Raw genomic sequence first — 21,385 nt, 5'->3', positions numbered from 1 at the left:
GTCTCGCAAAGTGGAACTAGATGGAGTTTTTCAGTGCCCTCGTGCAATACCGAACTCATGCCTTTTTATTTATATCTATATTCTCTTTTTTATTGTAAACATAATTTATACCAAAGGCAGACAAAATTATCATAGATATTGTAGCCGAATAATGATATCTTGATGCCACTTCTACTAATAACTGCGCCATTGTTAATCCTATTGTAAATAAACAAATCATAAATAGAATAGATTTATTTTTATTTTTTATCATTATTAACACACCTAATATTGAAGTCACCATTAAGAAGTAATAAAAAATATTAGATGCCACAGTGTATCTTACTACATTATCTAGCGCAGGCTCGGCGTAAGAAACTGCTGCACTATCTTCACTTAAAAAGACAAAGAATTTATCCGAAAATAATTTCATAAAATCGATATTATCGTTTTGTATTCTATTTTTCGCCTCTTCTAGCATTTTTTGTTGAGCATCATTAGCAGTCCACCCTGGTTTATTACTGTACTCAAACAATAACTCTGCATCTGGCATGTTCCATTTACCCGCATTTTCCTGGTTAAATCCTACATAAATATTATAGCCTGGCGTTGATGCTATCTCTTCGCCTAAACGTAATGTTATATACTGATTAATCGCCGAAGAAAAAATAATATACCCAATAACGATAGCCCCTACATATACTACCTTATTTAATAATATTTTTTTATTTCCTATGTGCTTCGTATTAATAATAAATAACCATATGACTAAAGCTATAATTGGAACAGCTGCAACTGGTCGTACCATATTCATTAATGCAAATAGTGCCGCTAATAAAATCGAATAGACAAGTAATTTTTTTATATTTATATTATGAATCTTCTCGTGAACCATTATCATAACGGTCCAAATCAATAGCAGTATTGTACAATACAATGGCTCTGACATTGCAAACATGTTATAAATCGTTTGAGAAGGAAATACTATCCATAAAACACTTGCTGTTATTGCTGTTTTAACTCCACCAATTTTTCTAGATATAATATATATTAACCCCATTGATATCGTAGTTAAAACAACATTTACAATAGGCGCTACCATATGACTTGCTCCAAATATTTTTAAGAAAATACTTAAAAATGAGGCGTAACCAAAAATATGTGGAAATAACGCGATGTAATTATTATTAATAACAAATTCTTTACTTAATGCTTCTGCAGTATAATAAAAAGTAGCATAATCAACCAACGGCTGGATTTTGTATGTAAGAACCCACGTTAATTTAACTGCGAAGCAAATAATTACTAACACAAAAAAGCATTTTTTCTCGTTGAATTTTTCTAGATATAAAGAACCCTTTCTAAGGATATAGGACCCAATTGTACATAAAAGTACGACCCCAGTTACTATCATTGTGTAATTATATTTTTGCGTATCCGAAAAATAATCAATAATTAATATTGAGGCAAAAAAGACATACAACATGTATACTGCACGTGTAGAAAGGGTCGATAACCCTTTTAAAAATAATTCCAATACAATCTACTCCTTTAAACATTGGTACAAAGACACCGTTATATATTGTATAAAACTGAAGCACTTTATAACTAATCAATTACACATGAAAATCAAAAACATTCTTATTTTCATTCCCACTATAATCTATACGAGGATTCAAGTAATCCTCAATAATGACGTATAAACCTATCACACACCACTATACATGAATCATGTTCATATTTCCATTTTCAATTTCGCACTCTGCATTATATGATTAAATGTCACGCAAGGTTAAATTCACTAAAAATTGAAGCCACTCGATTTTATTAACGTTTCAGCATAAAATATGCTATAATAAGTATTTGTTATGTATGAATAACCCTTCTACATTTCCTATTTTATTTATATATTTTATAAAGATGAGGATACTATTATGGAGAAACTCTTAAAGTTTGGTTTAGTAGGAATCTTTAATACACTCATTACAATTATTTGCTTCATGATATTAGTAAAACTTGGAATGAATTATCTCGTTGCGAATACCATTTCATATTTACTTGGTGTTGCTAATAGCTACTACTGGAATAAAAATTGGGTGTTTAAATCTAGCAATAAAAGCACGTCAGTGTTTTTCAAATTTCTAACTGTAAATTTAATTGTATTAGCTTTTAATACATTAAGTTTGTTTATATTAGTAGATAAACTTGCTTTCAATACATTTATTGCACAGATCTTTGCAATTGGCGTCGGAATGATTATGAACTTTTTCCTTAATAAAATTTGGACATTTAATGAAACCGAAAGCCCTACTAATTAAAAAATTGAAGCAATTTATTAAAACTACGGAGGATACAAAATGGAAAAATTAATTTCGATTGTAGTTCCTATGTACTTCGAGGAAGAAGTAGCACAGGAATGTTATAATCGTTTAAAGTCCGTTATGCTGCAAAATAATATTAATTATGAATTGGTCTTTGTAAACGATGGTAGTACAGATCGTACAATGGAAATCCTATCAGAAATATCTGCAAATGATTATCGTACAAAAGTTGTTAATTTTGCACGCAACTTCGGACATCAAATAGCTGTTACTGCTGGTATTGCTGCTGCAAAAGGTGACGCTATTGTAATTATAGATGCAGACTTACAAGATCCACCAGAAGTTATTCCTGAACTTATTGCCAAATGGGAAGAAGGATATGAAGTTGTTTATGCAAAACGTAAACAACGTAAAGGTGAAACTTGGTTTAAACTGTTAACTGCTAAATATTTCTATAAATTCTTAAACTATATGTCTGATATCGATATTCCAAAAGATACAGGTGATTTCCGAATCATCGATCGCAAAGTTGCTGATGTTTTTAATCAAATGACGGAACGAAATCGCTTTATTCGCGGCATGATGTCTTGGGTTGGCTTCCGCCAAACGTATGTTGAATATGAACGTGATGAGCGCTTTGCTGGTGAAACAAAATATCCATTAAAGAAAATGATTAAGTTTGCATCCGATGGAATCATTGCATTTTCGACAAAACCGTTACGAATCGTTATGTCTTTAGGCTTATTATCAGTTCTCATTTCCATAATTGTCTTACTGTATACAATTACTGTGAAAATCATCGGAAATGATACTCAAACAGGTTGGGCATCTATTATGGTCGCAATTACATTCTTTAGCGGCATTCAATTACTTGGCCTTGGAATTGTAGGTCAGTATATTGCTCGTATTTATGACGAAAGTAAAAACCGTCCGATTTATATCGTGAAAGAAACAATTAACATTGAAAAAGAAGCGACTGCACAGAAAAAAGAAAAAGTGCACGTATAAAAAAAAGGTAACAATGAAAAACATCATTGTTACCTTTTTATATTGTAATACCCCATAAGTCGCAAACGAAATTCTTTTAAATTTGGATATGCCTCTAAATTAGACAGCATCCCTTGAATAACTGGAATCCTTGGATTTGGTAATCTCATTTCTGCCTCCAAAACATCTAGCGTAACAAGCAATTCATCATCTTCTAATTGATCCGCTAATGTACGCTTAAACACAATAATTTCTTTTAAAAAATGTTCTTTAACTTGTTCCTTAATAAGCTCTGATTTACAAAAAAACTCTCCAAGCCTTTCTTCATGTAAAACGGGTTCTTCCAAAGATTCTATGAGTCCATCTACTAGATGATCTACCCTTTTTAAAATAAACGTCGACACATAGGACAAATCAATTTCTGGTGTTTGTAAAATAATTAGTTCTAAATATCCACGACATATCCCTTCCACCATAATTACTAAATCCAATACATACGGCATAACCTTGTCACCATAAATAGACAACAAACTATTTCGATAAAATGCGTGAGACTCTAATTTCATCCGCATCATAAATTCTTCCACTTCTTTATTAAAAGGAATAGCATTTTCTCTCGCATGCATAATAATAAATTCCTTATGCTTCTGTATATCAGTAAACTGACAATGCAATTGTTTTGCAAATTTTTCACGTGGTAATAACGATTCTTTTTCAATATCCATCATTTTATGTTGAATCTTATCATAATAATATCGAAGTGTTGCTAATAACAGCTCATCTTTCGATTTAAAATATAAGTAAAAAGCCCCTTTTGATATACCGCAGGCTGTGACGATTTCTTGTACTGATGTCGCATTCACACCCTTGGTCGCAAATAACTTCATAGCCATCTCTATAATTAAGCGCTCTTTTTCTTTCATATCTTCTCTCCTAAATTTAATCTCGCATCTTATACTACATACATCTCGCTACTTGTGGCAGTAAAATTCCACTTAATTAAAGTTTCACTTTATTATACCATCTCTTTTCATTGACGACTGACCAATCAGTCAGTTATATTATGTATTAGACTGACCGATTGGTCAATACAATAAAAAGGGAGCGCAAACATGAACAAAATCATCAATTTCGCGTTAAAAAATAAGTTCGCGGTTTGGCTACTAACCATTATTGTTACTATTGCAGGCATTTATTCTGGGATGAATATGAAGTTAGAAACAATTCCTGATATTACAACGCCTATTGTAACAGTAACTACGGTTTATCCTGGTGCTACACCAGAAGAAGTAGCTGATAAAATTTCAAAACCAATGGAAGAGCAACTCCAAAATTTAAGTGGTGTAAACGTTGTTAGTTCATCATCTTATCAAAACGCATCTTCTATTCAGGTAGAATATGATTTTGATAAAAATATGGAAAAAGCCGAAACGGAAATTAAAGAATCGCTCGCAAACGTGAAACTGCCCGAAGGTGTGAAAGACCCGAAAGTCTCACGAGTAAACTTTAATGCCTTTCCTGTTATTTCATTAAGCGTAGCAAGTAAAAATGAATCTTTAGCTGCCTTAACAGAAAATGTAGAAAAAAATGTTGTTCCTGGATTAAAAGGACTTGATGGTGTCGCATCTGTTCAAATCGCAGGTCAACAAGTAGACGAAGTACAGCTTGTCTTCAAAAAAGATAAGATGAAAGAATTAGGTTTAAGTGAAGATACCGTAAAAAATATGATTAAAGGTTCGGACGTATCGTTACCACTTGGCTTATATACATTTAAAGATACGGAAAAATCAGTTGTTGTAGATGGTAACATTACAACAATTAAAGCATTAAAAGAATTAAAAATTCCAGCTATCCCTTCATCACCGAATGGTCAAGGTAATCAAAATGCTGGTGCTGGAACACAAGCACCACAGATGAATCCAGCCGCTATGAACGGCATACCAACGGTTACATTAGAAGAAATTGCTGATATTAAAGAAGTCGGAAAAGCAGAGTCTATTTCTCGAACAAATKGAAAAGAAGCAATCGGAATTCAAATTGTGAAGGCTGCTGATGCGAATACAGTTGATGTTGTAAATGCAGTTAAAGATAAAGTAAAAGACCTTGAGAAAAAATATAAAGACTTAGAGATTATTTCAACATTCGATCAAGGTGCGCCTATTGAAAAATCAGTCGAAACAATGCTTAGCAAAGCTATTTTCGGTGCTATCTTTGCGATTGTTATTATTATGTTGTTCCTGCGAAACATTCGAACAACGCTAATCTCTGTCGTTTCTATACCACTTTCTTTATTAATTGCTGTCTTAGTCATAAAACAAATGGATATTACGCTTAACATCATGACACTTGGAGCAATGACAGTCGCTATCGGACGTGTCGTCGATGACTCCATTGTTGTTATTGAAAATATTTACCGACGTATGTCGTTATCAGAAGAAAAATTACGTGGAAAAGATTTAATTCGTGAAGCTACGAAAGAAATGTTTATCCCAATTATGTCTTCTACAATTGTAACAATCGCTGTATTCTTACCTCTTGGACTTGTAAAAGGTATGATTGGTGAAATGTTCTTACCATTTGCTTTAACAATTGTTTTTGCCCTACTCGCTTCCTTACTTGTGGCAGTTACAATTGTACCGATGCTAGCACATTCCTTATTCAAGAAGGAAAGCATGAGAGAAAAAGAAGTACATCATGAGGAAAAACCAAGCAAACTAGCAAACGGATATAAACGTATACTTGAATGGGCGTTAAACCATAAAATTATTACATCAAGTATCGCTGTCCTTCTATTAGTTGGTAGTCTTGCTCTTGTGCCAATTATCGGTGTAAGCTTCTTACCATCTGAAGAAGAAAAAATGATCATTGCAACATACAATCCTGAGCCAGGTCAAACGTTAGACGACGTTGAAAAAATCGCAACGAAAGCTGAGAAGCATTTCCAAGATAAAAAAGACGTCAAAACAATTCAATTCTCATTAGGTGGCGAAAACCCAATGAGCCCTGGTCAATCAAATCAAGCAATGTTCTTCGTTCAATATGATAACGATACGAAAAACTTTGAAAAAGAGAAAGAACAAGTCGTTAAAGATTTACAAAAGATGTCTGGAAAAGGTGAATGGAAAAACCAAGATTTCGGAGCAAGTGGCGGTAGTAACGAAATTAAGCTATACGTTTATGGAGATAGCTCTGAAGAAATTAAGCCTGTCGTGAAAGACATTCAAAATATCATGAAGAAAAATAAAGATTTAAAAGACGTAGACTCTAGTGTTGCAAAAACATATGCAGAATATACTTTAGTCGCTGATCAAGAAAAGTTAAGTAAAATGGGGCTAACTGCTGCTCAAATTGGGATGGGACTTTCGAATCAACACGATCGCCCTGTTCTAACAACAATTAAAAAAGACAGTAAAGATATAAATGTATATGTAGAAACTGAAAAACAAAACTATGAAACGATCGATGACTTAACAAATCGTAAAATTACAACGCCACTTGGTAATGAAGTTGCTGTTAAAGATGTTATGACTGTAAAAGAAGGTGAAACTTCTAACACAGTAACACATCGTGATGGCCGTGTTTATGCGGCGGTTAGTGCGAAATTAACATCTGATGACGTTTCAAAAGCATCTGCCGCTGTTCAAAAAGAAGTAGATAAAATGGATCTTCCTTCTGGTGTAGATGTTTCTATGGGCGGTGTTACACAAGACATTCAAGAATCATTCAAACAACTTGGCTTAGCGATGTTAGCTGCGATTGCTATTGTATACTTCGTTCTTGTTGTTACATTTGGCGGTGCCCTTGCACCATTCGCAATTTTATTCTCGCTACCATTCACAATCATCGGTGCACTCGTTGCCTTATTAATCTCTGGCGAAACGTTAAGTGTATCTGCGATGATTGGGGCTCTTATGCTAATTGGTATCGTTGTAACAAACGCTATCGTGCTCATTGACCGCGTTATTCATAAAGAAAATGACGGCCTATCAACACGTGAAGCATTATTAGAAGCTGGTGCAACACGCCTGCGTCCTATCTTAATGACTGCAATTGCAACAATCGGGGCTCTTATCCCGCTTGCATTAGGATTTGAAGGTAGCGGCTTAATTTCTAAAGGACTTGGCGTAACCGTAATTGGTGGATTAACAAGTTCAACGTTATTAACACTTCTTATTGTTCCAATCGTTTATGAAGCACTAAGCAAATTTAAAAAGAAAAAAGTAAAATAAAAAATAACCTCGCTGACTGCGAGGTTATTTTTTATTCCCAAACAAGATTAGAAAATCACCATATCCTTCTTTTTCTAACTCTTCTTTTTGAATAAAGCGTAGCGCTGCTGAATTAATACAGTAACGAAGGCCATTTGGTCCTGGACCGTCTGGAAATACATGCCCAAGATGTGAATCTCCTTCTTTACTTCTCACTTCCGTACGCGTCATATTATGGCTAACATCCATTTTCTCTTTCACACTAGCTGACATAACTGGTTTCGTAAAACTCGGCCATCCACAGCCGCTATCGAACTTATCGAAAGAAGTAAATAATGGTTCACCCGAAGCAATATCTACATAAAGCCCTTCTTCTTTATGATTCCAATATTCATTTTGAAAAGGCGGTTCAGTTCCATTTTCCTGTGTTACATAAAACTGCATCTCGTTTAATCTTTCTTTTAAATGAGCATTATTCTTTGGCCAATGTTGTTTAATAAAAGTATCTCGTCCTGATCCTTTACGGTATAACTCATAGCGGAATGTGTTTTTCTTATGATAGCCTTGATGATATTCTTCAGCCAGATAAAACGTAGTAGCTGGCAATATTTTTGTAGCAACCGGCTTCGAAAAACGTCCACTCTTCTCAAGCTCTTCTTTTGAAACCTCTGCCTTTTTATGTTGTTCTTCATTATGATAAAAAATCACTGTTTCATAAGACTGTCCACGGTCGTGGAATTGCCCCCCCATATCAGTCGGGTCAATCTGTCTCCAATATATATTTAACAACTCTTCATACGGCATTTTATTTGCATCAAATGTAATTTGTACTGCTTCATAATGCCCAGTTGTTTCCGAGCACACTTCTTTATACGTTGGATTCTCTTTATGGCCACCTGTATAACCTGAAACAACCTGTATAATCCCTTCCATCTCTTCAAACGGCGAAACCATGCACCAGAAACACCCACCAGCAAATGTAGCTAATTCCTTCTTTTCATTTATAGCCATTATTTCACCCCAATTGTATATTCTTCTTACAGTATGGCATAGAATACCATACTTTATAAAAGAAAAAGCATCGAATATCGATGCTTTTTCTTACTTTATTTTTTAGAAAAATCCTTCTCAGTTTCATCACTTGTCACATCTAAAACATCTAATAAGAATATGAAGATTGGGATACCGATAATAAGCCCCCATACACCTAAGAAATGCTCAGAAAAAATTAACACCATAAATGTGTAGAAGATTGGTAAATTTGTTTTTTGTGACATAAACTTCGGATTTAATACATAACTTTCAAGCGCATGAATTACTGTTACGATAACTACAATATAAACGACATACATTATACCGCCGATATTGTAAGCAATCATACAGAGTGGGAATAACGAGATAATAACACCCGCCACTGGAATTAAACCAAGCAAGAAAATCATTAACGCTAAACCTAGTAATTGAGGGAATCCTAATATCCATAATGCGATAACAGATAAAACACAGTTAACAATTGCAATTAAAAATTGTGCTTCGATTACTTTTCCGAATGAACGTGCAAATTTCTTTCCGAAATACTCTATTTCGTTATAAAAAATTGCAAGTCGACTTTCTTTAAATTTCGAAGTAAAAGCAACAATACGTGCTTTTTCAAGTAAGAAAAATAAGCTCAAAATTACAGAAAGTAAAACTTGAAGGCCAAATTTCCCAACATTCGTAATAGATTTATACAAAATGTCTACGCCTTGCCCTACATATTTAGAAAGCTCCATATGATTCACAGCATTAACTGCATACTTAATTAATTCACTATCAGGTGGATTTCTTAAAAATACATTGAATTGATAAATCAATTGTGAAATTTGTATTGTTAATACCGGTAAATATTTAAATAGCGTAATGGCAATTCCTGCCACTAACATTACATATAAAAGCGCTATAATAATTTTCCGATTAATTGGCATGAAATGATCTAATTTACGAGAAATAAACTTTTGGAATCGATCCATTAAATACGTCAACATAAACGTAATTAAAATTAAATTTAACATACTTTGCATCCCATACAATATGAGAGCAAGTAATACTAATACGATTAACCTCTGAAATCCTTTGCTTTGAAACAGGTTTTTTATTTGCATAATCGACGAGTACTCTCTCCTGTCCTATAAAGTAAAACTTTAACAAGTAGCTCTCTCTATTCTCTACTTATAATTATCCTTTAATATTAAAGCCATTGCGAGCAATTTATCTTCAACCTTAACCGCTCGTTAATTGTGCTATATATTATGTTACTTCTTATTTTACAATACAATGACCTATTTCAAAACGCATTATGCACAGTATTAATGAAGATTTAAGGAAACTTTTATTCTTCAATAGGTCTTACCACTACTGTAACATAAAAAGCAAGCTATCAGTAGAAATCCGTCCTACAAATAGCTTGCTTTTATATTTTTTTAAGTAAGTTATATTACCCAATGAATGGCATAAACATCGGAATGATAACTACTGTTACAACACCAACTACTGTCACAGCGATACTTGCCATAGCTGCTTCTACTTCACCCATTTCGATACCTACTGCAACCCCTAACGCATGTCCCGCTGTTCCAAGAGCTAAACCTTTAGCAATCGGATGTTTAACTCTAAATGTTTTTAAGAATAAAGCTCCTAATGCGTATACGATAACTGCATTAAAGATAACTGCATTAAAGATAACTGCAAATGATGTAATTGCTGGAATACCACCGATACTTTCAGAGATTGGTAATGCAATTGCTGTTGTTGCTGCCTGCGGTAACATTGAGTTCATTACAGCTGTATCTAAACCAATTGCTTTTGCGACAATGAACACAACAACCACTGAACAAATAGATCCAACCACGATAGCCGATAAAATTTGCCACCAATATTTTTTTAACTTATCAACTTGTTTATATAATGGAATTGCAAATGCGATTGTTGCTGGTTCTAAGAAGAAACTAATCATCTTTCCGCCCGTATTATATTCCTCAAAGGTAAAGTTACCTACCTTTAAAAATATAATCCCTAATACCATTGCTACGAATAATGGTGTAAATAAGAAGAATCCTTTTGAGTGTTTGAATAAAAACGTTCCGATTCCGTATGCAATTAATGAAACGACGATTCCGAAATATGGAGTCATTGTGCTTGTCATGTTCATTACCTCCTAACCATGTATGGTCTAAAATAGTCACGCGACTTTTCCGTGTTTGCTTCCTTTGTTTACAACTTTCAACTCTTTTGTATCTTTTGTTTCTTTGTCATCTTTACCTAAAATCAATTGTGCAAATAAACCTGTTACAGCAAGTAAAATAATTGTTGCGACAACGATTACAGTTAGAATTTGTACGAAATATTGGCTCATTACACCAAGAGAGTTAATAACTGAAATACCTGACGGGACGAAAAGGAATCCGATAATACCTGTTAAAGCTGTTCCGAGTGATTCAACTTGCTCCAATTTAATAACCTTTAAACATAATAGACTAAATAAAACGACTAACCCGATTACTGATGAAGGCATCGGAATTGGTAAATGGGTTGCGATAATATTAGAAACTAACATAATAGCTGAAAAAACGAATATTTGTGATAGAAAACCATATACTTTTTTTGTGCTCATTTTGGCCACCTCTTTTGATTTGGTACCTTTATTTTATAGGATATAAACACCAAAGTAAGCGTTTACATAACGGGATGTCAAATATATACAGCCAATTACAATAATCATACGGTGAAATACAAAAGCTGCTTCTTAAATACGAAGCAGCTTTTTAAGTTCTTTTGCATATGTACGGCTAACTGGGACTTTGGATCCCTCTTTCATAATTAAGTTATAAGTCGAATTAAACCACGGCTGTATTTCAGAAATATGATTAATATTAGCAACGAAACTACGATGAACACGCATAAAAATTGTTTGTGGTAATTTCTTTTCCAAAATGACAAGCGTATCATGTGTTACATATGTTTCTTTCATTGTTTTTACAGTTACTTTCCCATCTACAAGCCCCACATAAATAATATCTTCAATATTAACAAGTACAATTGATTCCTCAATCGGTAATGCTAATTTATGCATTTCGGTCGTTACATCTTGCTTTGTTTCTAATTTTATTTGCTTTTGTTTTTTATATTTCTTTAATGTCTGTACGATACGTTCTTCATCAAATGGCTTTAAAATGTAATCTAATGCATCTACTTCAAATGCTTGCAGCGCATATTGATCATATGCAGTAGCAAACACAATTGAAGGTGGATTTTTCATTTTCTTTAATATATTTGCGATTTCAAATCCGTTATCATCGGATAACTGAATATCTAGAAAAACAATATCTGGTTTGTTTTTCATTAATTCTTCTAATGCATCCTCTACACAATCCGCCTCACCAATTATCTCTACTTCTTTTGTTTGCTCTAATAAATATTTCAATTCATCCCGTGCTAACATTTCATCATCAACTACTAATACTTTTAACACTCCGTTTTTCCTCCTCTACTTTTTTCGGAATTACAAAGAGGATCTTTGTCCCTTGCTCCAATTCACTTTCAATTTGAAGCATTGTCTCTTTCCCAAATAACCCGATAAGTCGTTCATTAATATTATATAAAGCTGTTCCAGTCCCTTTCTTTGATGGAACTACCATTTTTCCTAATTGCTCTAGACGTTCAATCTCAATCCCTTGTCCATTATCCTTCACTTCAAAGTGAACCATTCCTTCTTTTTCAAACACATGTACCTCGACTTGGCACACTGGCTGCTTTTTTGGAAAAGCATGGCGCAATGCATTTTCAACTAATAACTGAAGCACAAATGGTGGAACTAAAGTCACCTTTAGCGCCTCTTCAATGTACATCTTCACTTCATACTTATTCGGAAATCTCGCTTGCTCTAACGATAAATATGCATGTACATGATTCAACTCTTGTTCTAATGGAATAAGTAATTGTCGTGCCCCTTGCAAATTACAACGAAAATAAACGCTAAGCTGCAATAATAATTTTCTCGCCTTCTCTACATCTGTTCGGCATAAAGCTGATACTGTATTAATTGCATTAAATAAAAAATGCGGATTGATTTGTGCTTGCAGCGCTTTTATTTCGGCATCTTGCAATAACTTACTTTGTAACTCAGCTTCACCTAACTCAAGCTGTGTGGAGAATATTTTCGCTAGCCCTTCCGCTAACTCTTCTTCAACACGACTTAATTGATTAGAGTTTTTAAAATAAAGTTTTAATGTTCCTATCGTATTTCCATGTGAAGTTAATGGAATAACAACTGCCGCTTGTAATGGACACCCTTCATGTTGACAATTAATAATCTCACGTGATTTCGCCTTCATTATTTCCCCTGTTTTTAATACTTCTTTTGATAAACCTGTTATTAAACTGTGTGAAGGAATATGATGATCTGATGCTAATCCAACGTGAGCTAAGATTTTCTCTGTATCTGTTAAGGATACCGCATCTGTTCCTGTAAAGCGGTGAATAATTTGTGCCACATGTTTACAAGACTCTTCCGTTAACCCTTGGCGGAAATATGGTAACGTCTTATCAGCAATTCGTAATACTTTATGCGTTTGTAAAGCTTTTGCGTTTTCTTCTTGTCGTAAAATAGCTAGTATCATCGAAAGTAAAATAAAACTGCCAAAACTATTTACAAGAATCATCGGTAGCGCAATTGTTTTCACAACACTAAGTCCATCTTCTATAATTAATAGAATCATAAGCATTTCTAAAGTAACGATAAAAACACTTAAAACCGCAGAAAATTTAGGTGTAATAGTACGGTTATATTTTTTGAAGATGTATCCAATATAACCTGTTATAATCCCAGCCAAAATTGATGAGATTGCACAACTTACTGCCGTGGTCCCGCCAAGCATATAACGATGAATACCCGCAATAGAACCTACTCCAATTCCGACGATAGGACCACCTAGCAACCCACTAATTCCCACACCCATAATTCGTGTATTCGCAATTGTGCTGGATGATGAAACACCTTGTAACCAATTTTCATTCATAATAGTATTTCCTGCTATTTCAATCCCTGTGTAATTGCTCACAATTGTAAACACTGAAAAAATACAAATAAGCTTAAACTTATCTACATATCCGTCTTGCTTATGAAGAAGACGCCGGAACGTTTTAATATGAGAAAGTAAAAATCCTAAAATAACAATAAGTCCGACGCGTTCAATCATCATAAGTACTAAATTTAGCATCTGTGATTCATTCCTTTTTATATTAGTTAGTTTTATTATGGGAAAATAATGAAGCGTGCGTCAAGAAGAATGAAATGCTTTTTGAAATATTTTACACATAACAATCGCCCCTTTATTTGACAATCTAGTAGAAGAGTGCTAAAAATAAAGTAATATAATACAGTCCTTTAACCCAACCCCGTGAGGTTGAGAAGGAAGTCGGAATATAATATACGTATGTTCTCTTATAAGGGGGCTACGTATGCTTTTTGGCCTTCTCATCATATCAGGTGAGAAGGCCTTTTGTTATTCTTCCATAGCGACTGTAGAAGAAAATTAGGAGGAGTAATAATGAACATTACTACTGATGTACAACCAACAACAGAGGAGACGAAAGAAAAAAGATATAAAACATTATTTGGTTCTGCGCTAGGATATGCAGCAGAAGGATTAGATATGTTGCTCTTATCTTTCGTACTTGTCTACATTCTAAAAGAATTTCACCTTAGCCCTGTCGAGGGAGGGAACTTAACATTAGCCACAACAATTGGGATGTTAATTGGTTCCTATTTATTCGGATTTATTGCTGATTTATTCGGTCGTATTCGTACAATGGCCTTTACAATCTTACTATTTTCACTAGCAACCGCACTTATTTATTTCGCAACAGATTATTGGCAATTATTAATTCTTCGCTTTTTAGTTGGAATGGGCGTTGGTGGTGAATTCGGGATTGGAATGGCCATCGTAACAGAAACATGGTCTAAAGAAATGCGCGCTAAAGCGACATCAGTTGTTGCACTTGGCTGGCAATTTGGCGTCCTGGTTGCTTCACTCCTTCCAGCATTTATCGTCCCGCATTTTGGATGGAGAGCTGTTTTCTTATTTGGACTAATTCCAGCTTTACTAGCTGTCTATGTACGTAAAAGTTTAAGTGAACCGAAAATATGGGAACAAAAACAACGCTACAAAAAGGAATTGTTACAAAAAGAAGATGAAGGTAATTTAACGACTACTGAAGCAGAACAACTAAAACAAGTGAAAAAGTTCCCACTTCGAAAGTTATTTGCAAGTAAAAAAGTAACAATAACAACAATTGGTCTTATTATCATGTCATTTATCCAGAACTTCGGATATTATGGAATTTTCACATGGATGCCAACTATTCTAGCGAATAAATATAACTATACATTAGCAAAAGCAAGCGGTTGGATGTTCATTTCTACTATTGGTATGCTAATTGGAATTGCAACCTTTGGTATTCTAGCCGATAAAATTGGCCGCCGCAAAACATTTTCATTATATTATATTGGCGGTACTATATACTGCCTCATTTACTTCTTCCTATTCACAGATGCGACATCATTGTTATGGGGAAGTGCCCTACTTGGATTCTTTGCAAATGGAATGATGGGAGGATTCGGAGCGATTTTAGCTGAAAATTATCCTGCTGAAGCTCGCTCTACGGCAGAAAACTTTATTTTTGGCACAGGGCGTGGGTTAGCTGGATTTGGACCGGTTATTATTGGATTACTCGCTACGGGCGGCAATCTACTTGGAGCGTTGTCCCTAATTTTTATTATCTATCCAATCGGATTGATTACGATGCTATTATGTGTACCCGAAACAAAGGGAAAAGTGTTAGATTAAGCATAAAAGAGGAAGCATCTCACTTAAGATGCTTCCTCTTTTCAATGTTTGTTTATTATTTACTTTGATTTACTAGCTTTCTGGAATAAGAAAGCTGTTTTATCTTTTTCTTCTACAATTCCTTGCTTTAATGCTAATTCCCCTGCAACTTTAGGTGCTAGCCACAGCATCGGGAATAATAGAATTGATACAGGAACAGCCGTCACTACAATAAAGGATTGTAGTGCATTAATACTTCCCTCACCCATATATAAAAGAATTGCTGCAACTGCGCCCATAATAAGCGACCAAAAAATTCGCAAGCTAATTCTAGGATCTCCATCTCCGGTCACTGCCATTGAAATGGAATAGGCCATTGAATCTCCTGTTGTCACTACAAATAAAATTGTTAATAAAAGAAATGCTGGTCCGATAATATTAGAAAGTGGTAATTGTTGCGTAATTGCAATCATAGCTGCTGGCATACCAGATTCACTTAATGCCACCGAGATAGAGCCTGGCTTCATTAACTCATAAAACACACCAGATCCGCCCAGTATAGTAAACCAAAACGTTGTAATAATAGGTGCGATAATTCCAATTGCAACGATTATTTCTCGAATCGTTCTTCCTCTTGAAATTCGGCTCACTAAAATTGCCATCATCGGTCCATATCCAATAAACCATCCCCAGAAGAAGATTGTCCACGACCCTAACCAGCCTGTATCACCACGATATGTGCTTATTGGAATAAATTCATGTATATAAAATCCAAACGAAGAAACAAATGAATCAATAATAAATCCACCTGGTCCAAATAATAATACGAATGCCATTAATAAAATTGCTAGTCTAACATTTAAATCACTTATAATTTGAATCCCTTTATCAATTCCCGTTACCGCAGATATAGTAGAAACAGCTACTACACAAACAATAATGGCTAATTGAGTAGTAAACACATCAGGAATTCCAAACAATGCTTGTAATCCGTAACTTGCTTGTAGTCCTAAAAATCCAATTGGACCAATTGTCCCTGCAGCTACCGCAATAATTGCAAACACATCGATCATTGTTCCAAGCCAACTCTTTCGCAATTTCTCCCCAAAAATAGGATATAAAAGCGTTCGAGGTTTTAACGGCATACCTTTATGATAATGCCCATACATCATAACTACTGCACTAATTGTCCCTAAAATCGTCCATGCTAAGAAACCCCAGTGCATATAACTTTGTGCTAAAGCAGGCATGACTGCTTCTTGCGTTCCAGCGGATACACCTTCATGTATTGGCGGAACTGTCATAAAATGATACATCGGCTCTGCTGCTGCCCAGAAAACACCACCGCCAGCAAGTAGCGTAGCCATAATAATTGCTAACCATTTCGCCGTACTAATCTCAGGCTTATCTAGCCCCCCGAGTTTAACCCTCCCATATTTTGAAAAGGCCATACCCATCGCAACGACAAATGTACCAATTAATAAAACTTGCCAAAAAGCACCAAAATATTTAATTGAAGCTGTAAAACTGCTATTAATGACTCCCTCTACGTAACTTTTATTTAAAATAACTGCAATTACAAATAATAAAAGTGAGCCACCACTAATAAGAAATACAGGCCAATCAGTTTTTTGACTCTTCATCCTCATTTACCTTCCTCCTTCCTCAGCAATCTAAAAAAACAACTTCATTATGTTTTATTGTTTATATTCCACACACAATAATTATATAAGTATAATGTTTTAGTGATTTCACACACTTATGTTGTCCCTAAAAATATGCTAAATCCTTTATTTTAAAAGAATATTCTATTCCTCTTACATAAAAACGCAAAACAAAAGACCTTATATTTCTATAAGGTCTTCGAAACAGAAATTTGATTATAACACAAGGAAATAGCCGTTTCAAAAAAGGGCGTGCTAAAAGAGCTAGAAGTAAAGGCTTCCAACTGCTATCTAATAGGAATTAAAAAAAATTTAAATTTCACGATTGATACCTTTATATTACAAACTACTTATGGAAGAAATTAGGAGATATAATGTCATTTGGATACGGTTTATGATAAATATGAGTTGCAGCAGGTGATAACGGAGGAATTAACCATACCCAGTTGCCAGTTACAACCCGTCCACAAGCAACTTCTTGCTTCTCAAACTGCTGAAATTGCTGGGCGGCAGTATGGTGATCTACAATGCTAACCCCTTGTTTTTTGAAAGAATATAAAACAGCTATATTTAACTCAATTAACGCTTTGTCTTTCCATAACGTACTATTTCTAGAAGTATCTAAATTCATCATCTCTGCAACTACTGGAAGCAAATTATAACGGTCATGATCCGCTAAATTACGAGCACCAATTTCAGTCCCCATATACCATCCATTAAACGGGGCTGCTGTATAAGAAATACCACCAATTTCTAAACGCATGTCTGAAATCATCGGTACCCCATACCATTTTACTTCTAGTGATGAAATTGGGTACTCTGGATGTTCAATTGGTACCTCTTTCACTTCTTTTTTAGGAATTTCTTTATATACAGGATCCTTTCCATCAACAGAAAATACAAGCGGTAATACGTCAAAATGTGTACCTTCTCCTTGCCACCCAAGACCTTGACATAAATCAGTAAATGCGGCGGAGTGTGAGTCACCAATCACTCCCATTTCCGTTTTGTATCCTGCATATCGAATTAATTGATGATTATAAAGTCGTATATTATTCTCTTCACCTTGATATTGCTTAAAAATCGTAATTGTCGGTTTAACTTTCCCATCATTCGTCGCATATTTAATATGATGAATTAATGCATTATATACACCTTCCTCATCATTTACTTCACGCGCATCTAATATGTGCATCTTACTCCAAAATAATCTCCCAATGCATCTATTACTATTACGCCATGCCATTCGTGATCCATGAACAAGCTCTTCAAATGTATGCTCATACGTTCCAGTCTTTTCTATCTCTATTAAAATTTCGTTCATACGCTCTTTTATTAATTTCTCTTTATTAAGTTCTTTATAGCAAACGGTAATAAAATTACTTGCTTCCTCTATTAATTGTTTCGTTTTGCTCATAAACAATCTCCTTCTATCTCAACAAGACACTACTACTTTACAGTATAAGCAAAAAGGATAAGAGTCACAAACGAAATCAAAAGTGTTACTTTTATCGTAATATTTTTCAGAAAATTTTTAGAATTTTTGTTGACTTCCGAAAAAAATAAGTGTATTTTTTTACTTAAGTAAACTATTTTTACCTAGACCAACTTTTTAGGTAGAAAGGAGGTAATTTCACGTCTTCATTTCAATTGCCCAATCTTTCATATGACTATGATGAACTAGATCCATACATTGGTGTGATACATTAGCATTCATCATACATGTAAGGTAAATTTGGTGATGTAAAACTAGTATTGTTGAAATCCTCCAGAATCCCCTGGATTGCCACCGGGGGATTTATGATTATTTCAGTATATTTATGTAATGCTGTAAAACATTTTTGATTTCTGTATTTAATTCTCGGAATGAAAATCCTAATTCACGAGCCTTTCCATTATGTAACGTACAATTAGTCACTTCATTATAAGGTGCTATATTATCTCCTACTTCTTGAATAAGTGCTTTTATTCCCGTTCTTTCTTCTATGAAATGAATAACTTCTCCAGTAGAAACTACCCCGTTGCTACAAGCATTAATTGGTCCTTCTATGTTTCCCATTCCGCACCATGCTAAAAACTCTCCTGCTTCCTTTTCATGTATAAATGACAACTTTCCATCTACATGATCCACAAAGATAGGCTCTTGTTTCATAACATGTTCAACGTAAAATTGTAATCTTTTCGTATAATCATTTTCTCCAATAACAACGGGAAATCTTACCGCAACGACTGGGAAGGTTGCCTGTTGAAACAACACTGCTTCCGCTAATCTCTTTCCCTCACTATAAGTGAAATCCCCTCTATCTCCATACGTAATCGAATATTCATACGGGTTGAACTCTTCTTGCAAGTTTAATGCAGGCTCATATACCGCCATTGAGGATGTCATAACATATTTTTTCACTCTACCACGTAATACTTTACATATAACTTTCGCGGCGTTCGGGCTATAACATAAGTTATCGTATACAATATCATAACTTTTACCTTCTACGCGCTCTTCCAGTAATTTCTCGTCTTCTCTATCTACTACAATTCTTTTTACCGTATCCCCAAAAGAATCCTCCGTAAATCCTCGTGTTGCAATTGTTATATCGTGCCCCTCTTTTAAAAGCGCTTCTACTAATTGCTTACCAAAAAACCTTGTTCCCCCTAGAACCAACACTTTTTTCACTTTCGTCATCCCCTATTTTGTAAAATACTACCTTAATTATAAACATGAATATAAATAAAAGCATGGAATCATTATAAAGATTCCATGCTTTCTTACATACGATACTTTAACGTACTCGATATTTAAAAATACAATAGCAGCAATAGAAAATAGAAATTACTGATACATAAACCCATAGTTCATATACGAATCCCTCTCCCCATACTCCCATAAAATAAAAGAGTGAAGGCAACGTCAATGTTACCCATGATTGTACAAAAGCAATTCTGCCAAGATATTGATTGATATTCTTTTTTTGTGCATTTAACACAAAGAATAAATACCAAAGTAATGCCCACATAAACCATGTTAACGCATTAACAACATCGTGGAATTGAACAAATGAAACAACCATATAGAATAAAGCAATAATTGCTACCCAAATACAGAACCAACCTAGTCCACTACTATCCATTCCTTTAATAAAAGTAACGCCTACATATAAATAAGTTAAACCAAATAAAAAAGTAGCTGCATATGAATATACCGTCCAATTACTTTGATCAGAAATCATAATCAAATAGAACGGAATGATAATTTGTAATGCCCCCACAAATAAATTAAAAACACCTGCGCTTTTCATCTCTACTTTGCCCAATATAACAAGACTATTTAAAAATAAAGCTGCACCTGAAAGTAATAATCCTACATAACCCATATATATTCGTGTGAAAGTCTTTCCCTTTCACACTTTTAACCTCCCCACAATATAAAGTGATCCTTTATCCCGCATTAACGGGCAGTAAAACTCCCACCTCAAAATTCAGCTGGAGCAAAGAAGTTAGGTGGGAGATCAACTGCCCGTAAAAGCCCGATTGGTTCGACTAATAATCAGTGGGGGATGAACAAAACCCCCACTGATTAAAGTTTCACTTTATTATTTTTCTTCCTATTTAAAACTACATACATAATTTTTAATCCAAATAAGTCAGACTTCCTACCTTAAAAAAGAACAGATTTAAAACGCTTTCAATAATAAATAACCCTATCAGAACATTAAATAGGATTCCTTGATTATAAACGTACTCTAACCATGATACAAGTATTGGAATTCTTTTCAATATTACGTTTTTTATTTCTATGAAAAATTAGTAGGATGATGCATTTCCCCTACCTCATTCTATTAATTTCTAGCATAAAATATTGTACAATCATATCATTTTAAGGAAGGTTTGATATTTATGCCTCTTCATTATCCAAATCAACCTGTTTTTCACTCCACAGGTGTATTAACAAGAGAGCCTGCAACAGTTTCAGCAGTAGTAAACATTGTAAATTTAGATGCATTTTACGCACACTATGTAAGTATAGAGGTTTGGGATTGGTCTAACTATTCTAATCCTGTAAAATTACCTGTACTAATTGGTGAAAATGCGGAAGTAGCATTTCCATATCTTTTACAAGGTAATCACTTAGCAGTTTTTTATGCTGATTTAGATGACTCTATTCACTTATATGAAATTCGTATTTCTGATCCTGGCCACTCCAATATTATTGCAAATTGTTTTGGACGAAGCATCCCGCCATACGCAAGCCAAGAAGGTAATACCGTATACCATAAACAACTTATTCGAATTCATTAATTTCTCTTTCCAAATCACCAATTTATAAAGCCTTCAATAGACTAAATTCCTATTAAAATGCTTTGGTC

17 protein-coding genes and 1 pseudogene are annotated in these 21,385 nt (G+C 34.3%); 5 read left to right on the top strand and 13 right to left on the bottom strand.

From position 1 onward, the window contains the following. Window positions 1–55: 55 nt before the first annotated feature. Window positions 56–1,516: a glycosyltransferase family 39 protein gene (locus AC1DTM_RS01315; RefSeq protein WP_016106775.1), complete on the bottom strand. Its 1,461-nt coding sequence runs from the start codon at window positions 1,514–1,516 to the stop codon at window positions 56–58. Window positions 1,517–1,913: 397 nt separating this feature from the next. Between AC1DTM_RS01315 and AC1DTM_RS01310 the strand changes: the two genes are divergently transcribed. Then, window positions 1,914–2,297, top strand: coding sequence for a GtrA family protein (locus tag AC1DTM_RS01310; RefSeq protein ID WP_016106776.1), 384 nt, complete (start codon window positions 1,914–1,916; stop codon window positions 2,295–2,297). A gap of 39 nt (window positions 2,298–2,336) precedes the next feature. After that, window positions 2,337–3,308: a glycosyltransferase family 2 protein gene (locus tag AC1DTM_RS01305; protein WP_016106777.1), complete on the top strand. Its 972-nt coding sequence runs from the start codon at window positions 2,337–2,339 to the stop codon at window positions 3,306–3,308. A gap of 29 nt (window positions 3,309–3,337) precedes the next feature. Here the strand turns inward: AC1DTM_RS01305 and AC1DTM_RS01300 are convergent, their stop codons facing one another. Then, on the bottom strand, window positions 3,338–4,210 hold the full coding sequence (locus AC1DTM_RS01300; protein WP_016106778.1) for a TetR/AcrR family transcriptional regulator: 873 nt from the start codon (window positions 4,208–4,210) through the stop codon (window positions 3,338–3,340). Window positions 4,211–4,399: 189 nt separating this feature from the next. Here AC1DTM_RS01300 and AC1DTM_RS01295 point away from each other — a divergent pair, with 189 nt between their 5' ends. Then, window positions 4,400–7,516, top strand: a complete 3,117-nt coding sequence (locus AC1DTM_RS01295) for an efflux RND transporter permease subunit (RefSeq protein ID WP_476999978.1) — start codon at window positions 4,400–4,402, stop codon at window positions 7,514–7,516. Between the two features lie 24 nt (window positions 7,517–7,540). Here the strand turns inward: AC1DTM_RS01295 and msrB are convergent, their stop codons facing one another. The 7 genes and pseudogenes from msrB to lytS all read right to left on the bottom strand — a co-directional run bounded on the left by msrB (window position 7,541) and on the right by lytS (window position 13,749). Then, a complete protein-coding gene (gene msrB, locus AC1DTM_RS01290; protein ID WP_372343026.1) occupies window positions 7,541–7,993 on the bottom strand; it encodes a peptide-methionine (R)-S-oxide reductase MsrB in 453 nt (150 codons plus the stop codon). Between the two features lie 45 nt (window positions 7,994–8,038). Further along, window positions 8,039–8,506 (bottom strand): annotated as a pseudogene (msrA, locus tag AC1DTM_RS01285) (peptide-methionine (S)-S-oxide reductase MsrA); the annotation flags it as partial. Window positions 8,507–8,601: 95 nt separating this feature from the next. After that, window positions 8,602–9,636 (bottom strand): AI-2E family transporter, encoded by a 1,035-nt coding sequence (locus AC1DTM_RS01280; protein WP_002198704.1) that lies wholly within the window; start codon window positions 9,634–9,636, stop codon window positions 8,602–8,604. A 332-nt stretch (window positions 9,637–9,968) separates the two neighbouring features. Next, window positions 9,969–10,676 carry an antiholin-like protein LrgB gene (gene lrgB, locus AC1DTM_RS01275; protein WP_476999977.1) on the bottom strand — a complete coding sequence of 236 codons (708 nt, stop codon included), beginning with the start codon at window positions 10,674–10,676 and terminating at the stop codon, window positions 9,969–9,971. Window positions 10,677–10,712: 36 nt separating this feature from the next. Beyond that, complete coding sequence (lrgA, locus tag AC1DTM_RS01270) at window positions 10,713–11,144, bottom strand: antiholin-like murein hydrolase modulator LrgA (protein WP_016106782.1); 432 nt, start codon at window positions 11,142–11,144, stop codon at window positions 10,713–10,715. A 132-nt stretch (window positions 11,145–11,276) separates the two neighbouring features. After that, window positions 11,277–12,002, bottom strand: a complete 726-nt coding sequence (locus AC1DTM_RS01265) for a LytR/AlgR family response regulator transcription factor (protein WP_016106783.1) — start codon at window positions 12,000–12,002, stop codon at window positions 11,277–11,279. Further along, on the bottom strand, window positions 11,980–13,749 hold the full coding sequence (gene lytS, locus AC1DTM_RS01260) for a two-component system sensor histidine kinase LytS (RefSeq protein ID WP_002113187.1): 1,770 nt from the start codon (window positions 13,747–13,749) through the stop codon (window positions 11,980–11,982). Before lytS ends, AC1DTM_RS01265 begins: the two co-directional genes overlap by 23 nt. Before the next feature lie 330 nt (window positions 13,750–14,079). On the opposite strand from lytS, the gene AC1DTM_RS01255 reads away from it, so the two are divergent. Continuing rightward, window positions 14,080–15,378, top strand: coding sequence for an MFS transporter (locus AC1DTM_RS01255; protein WP_256416244.1), 1,299 nt, complete (start codon window positions 14,080–14,082; stop codon window positions 15,376–15,378). A gap of 59 nt (window positions 15,379–15,437) precedes the next feature. Here AC1DTM_RS01255 and AC1DTM_RS01250 read toward each other — a convergent pair whose 3' ends face one another. The 4 genes from AC1DTM_RS01250 to AC1DTM_RS01235 all read right to left on the bottom strand — a co-directional run bounded on the left by AC1DTM_RS01250 (window position 15,438) and on the right by AC1DTM_RS01235 (window position 20,392). Then, complete coding sequence (locus tag AC1DTM_RS01250; protein WP_002113189.1) at window positions 15,438–17,006, bottom strand: BCCT family transporter; 1,569 nt, start codon at window positions 17,004–17,006, stop codon at window positions 15,438–15,440. Between the two features lie 361 nt (window positions 17,007–17,367). Then, window positions 17,368–18,438 (bottom strand): nitric oxide synthase oxygenase, encoded by a 1,071-nt coding sequence (locus AC1DTM_RS01245; RefSeq protein ID WP_256416243.1) that lies wholly within the window; start codon window positions 18,436–18,438, stop codon window positions 17,368–17,370. Between the two features lie 387 nt (window positions 18,439–18,825). Next, window positions 18,826–19,704 (bottom strand): NAD-dependent epimerase/dehydratase family protein, encoded by an 879-nt coding sequence (locus tag AC1DTM_RS01240; RefSeq protein WP_256416242.1) that lies wholly within the window; start codon window positions 19,702–19,704, stop codon window positions 18,826–18,828. A gap of 97 nt (window positions 19,705–19,801) precedes the next feature. Further along, window positions 19,802–20,392, bottom strand: a complete 591-nt coding sequence (locus tag AC1DTM_RS01235) for an AmiS/UreI family transporter (protein ID WP_002159682.1) — start codon at window positions 20,390–20,392, stop codon at window positions 19,802–19,804. 523 nt (window positions 20,393–20,915) lie between these two features. Here AC1DTM_RS01235 and AC1DTM_RS01230 point away from each other — a divergent pair. Next, window positions 20,916–21,317 carry a hypothetical protein gene (locus tag AC1DTM_RS01230; RefSeq protein WP_016106788.1) on the top strand — a complete coding sequence of 134 codons (402 nt, stop codon included), beginning with the start codon at window positions 20,916–20,918 and terminating at the stop codon, window positions 21,315–21,317. Window positions 21,318–21,385 lie beyond the last annotated feature (68 nt).

Source organism: Bacillus sp. P4_D3 (assembly GCF_056401855.1).
The sequence above is the reverse complement of the archived record's forward strand: the minus strand, read 5'-3'. Positions and strand labels throughout refer to the sequence as shown.

What these genes read in the sequence shown, in the direction of transcription:
- AC1DTM_RS01310 (WP_016106776.1), top strand. Translation starts at nt 1,914, where the DNA reads ATGGAGAAACTCTTAAAGTTTGGTTTAGTAGGAATCTTTAATACACTC.
- AC1DTM_RS01305 (WP_016106777.1), top strand. Translation starts at nt 2,337, where the DNA reads ATGGAAAAATTAATTTCGATTGTAGTTCCTATGTACTTCGAGGAAGAA.
- AC1DTM_RS01300 (WP_016106778.1), bottom strand. Translation starts at nt 4,210, where the DNA reads ATGAAAGAAAAAGAGCGCTTAATTATAGAGATGGCTATGAAGTTATTT.
- AC1DTM_RS01280 (WP_002198704.1), bottom strand. Translation starts at nt 9,636, where the DNA reads ATGCAAATAAAAAACCTGTTTCAAAGCAAAGGATTTCAGAGGTTAATC.
- lrgB (WP_476999977.1), bottom strand. Translation starts at nt 10,676, where the DNA reads ATGACAAGCACAATGACTCCATATTTCGGAATCGTCGTTTCATTAATT.
- lrgA (WP_016106782.1), bottom strand. Translation starts at nt 11,144, where the DNA reads ATGAGCACAAAAAAAGTATATGGTTTTCTATCACAAATATTCGTTTTT.
- lytS (WP_002113187.1), bottom strand. Translation starts at nt 13,749, where the DNA reads ATGCTAAATTTAGTACTTATGATGATTGAACGCGTCGGACTTATTGTT.
- AC1DTM_RS01255 (WP_256416244.1), top strand. Translation starts at nt 14,080, where the DNA reads ATGAACATTACTACTGATGTACAACCAACAACAGAGGAGACGAAAGAA.
- AC1DTM_RS01250 (WP_002113189.1), bottom strand. Translation starts at nt 17,006, where the DNA reads ATGAGGATGAAGAGTCAAAAAACTGATTGGCCTGTATTTCTTATTAGT.
- AC1DTM_RS01245 (WP_256416243.1), bottom strand. Translation starts at nt 18,438, where the DNA reads ATGAGCAAAACGAAACAATTAATAGAGGAAGCAAGTAATTTTATTACC.
- AC1DTM_RS01240 (WP_256416242.1), bottom strand. Translation starts at nt 19,704, where the DNA reads ATGACGAAAGTGAAAAAAGTGTTGGTTCTAGGGGGAACAAGGTTTTTT.
- AC1DTM_RS01235 (WP_002159682.1), bottom strand. Translation starts at nt 20,392, where the DNA reads ATGGGTTATGTAGGATTATTACTTTCAGGTGCAGCTTTATTTTTAAAT.
- AC1DTM_RS01230 (WP_016106788.1), top strand. Translation starts at nt 20,916, where the DNA reads ATGCCTCTTCATTATCCAAATCAACCTGTTTTTCACTCCACAGGTGTA.